Consider the following 996-nt stretch of genomic DNA (forward strand, 5'->3'; position numbering starts at 1 on the left):
ATTGATTATATCCTCGGCTTTTTACTTTTATTTGTTATTTTTTACTTGACTCTTTTCCCTTTTTCCTTTTTTCCTTTTCCCTTTTTACTTTTAAGTTGGCTCTTTCCCTCAGGTTCTTCCTTGGGGTTTTCAGTTATAGTTCTTTCAACATTTTCTGAGGGAGCCAAAAAAGACAACGTTGCTGGATGAATTCCGTCTGTCGTAAAAATTGTTCTCTGCTCATGAAGGTTCAGCGCATAATCATATTTTTTCGAAGCCACCGTATTTTTTAAGAATTTGATTTCTTTACTGGCTTCGTTATGAAAGTCTCTGTTCAGATCAATATCGGCTGCATTTAATCTTGTCCATTTTTCGGATCCGTCGGGATTTAACATAAAAATAAAATCAAGCTGAATTTTACTGAATAATTCCTGTTTTAATTCCGGAGCCTTATCCAAAGAAAAAAGCAAATCGAGCATCGCATGGGTTGCGTTGGATTCATTGCCGTGCATTTGTGACCAGGCAAGAATATTAATGTTTCCTGTTCCGACTGTTAATTTATAAATAGGCTTCTCTAAATAAGATGTTCCGATCTGTTTTATATGATCGCTGAGATTGGTCTGTAGGTAAGAAAATAATTTTTCAGGAGAAATATAGCGATTTGGGAAATTTGGATTTTGTAAATAGATCTGTTCGAAATTCATATAAATAGTTTACAATAGTCAAATTTAAGCCTTTTTTATGGAAAAAATAAATTTTACATTTGTGAAATGACTAAACAGATTGATGTGACAAAATGTCTGTTGATAAAATTGTGGATTGAGAATAATTTAATATGAAACACCTAAATTATTTAATTTGAGTAACTTATGAAATTTAACTCAATAATGATTTCAATATTACTTTAAGTGTTGAAACCCTTCATTATAGAAAAATATTGAGAAATAGTTTAAACAAAATTATTGTTGAAAACTTTGAATAAAACACTGTATACAAATGTAGATCATCAAAAAATAC

General features: G+C 30.5%; 1 protein-coding gene. It reads right to left on the reverse strand.

Annotated elements, in window-relative coordinates; translation table 11 throughout:
- Positions 1-41: 41 nt before the first annotated feature.
- On the reverse strand, positions 42-683 hold the full coding sequence (locus tag WFK35_RS22915; protein WP_442892098.1) for a M14 family zinc carboxypeptidase: 642 nt from the start codon (positions 681-683) through the stop codon (positions 42-44).
- Positions 684-996: the final 313 nt, after the last annotated feature.

This window comes from Chryseobacterium sp. VD8 (assembly GCF_037149975.1).
Classification (GTDB): Bacteria; Bacteroidota; Bacteroidia; order Flavobacteriales; family Weeksellaceae; genus Chryseobacterium; species Chryseobacterium indicum.

Bases quoted from the DNA above. Each gene is read 5' to 3' on its own strand.
- WFK35_RS22915 (WP_442892098.1), bottom strand. From the start codon at position 683: ATGAATTTCGAACAGATCTATTTACAAAATCCAAATTTCCCAAATCGC.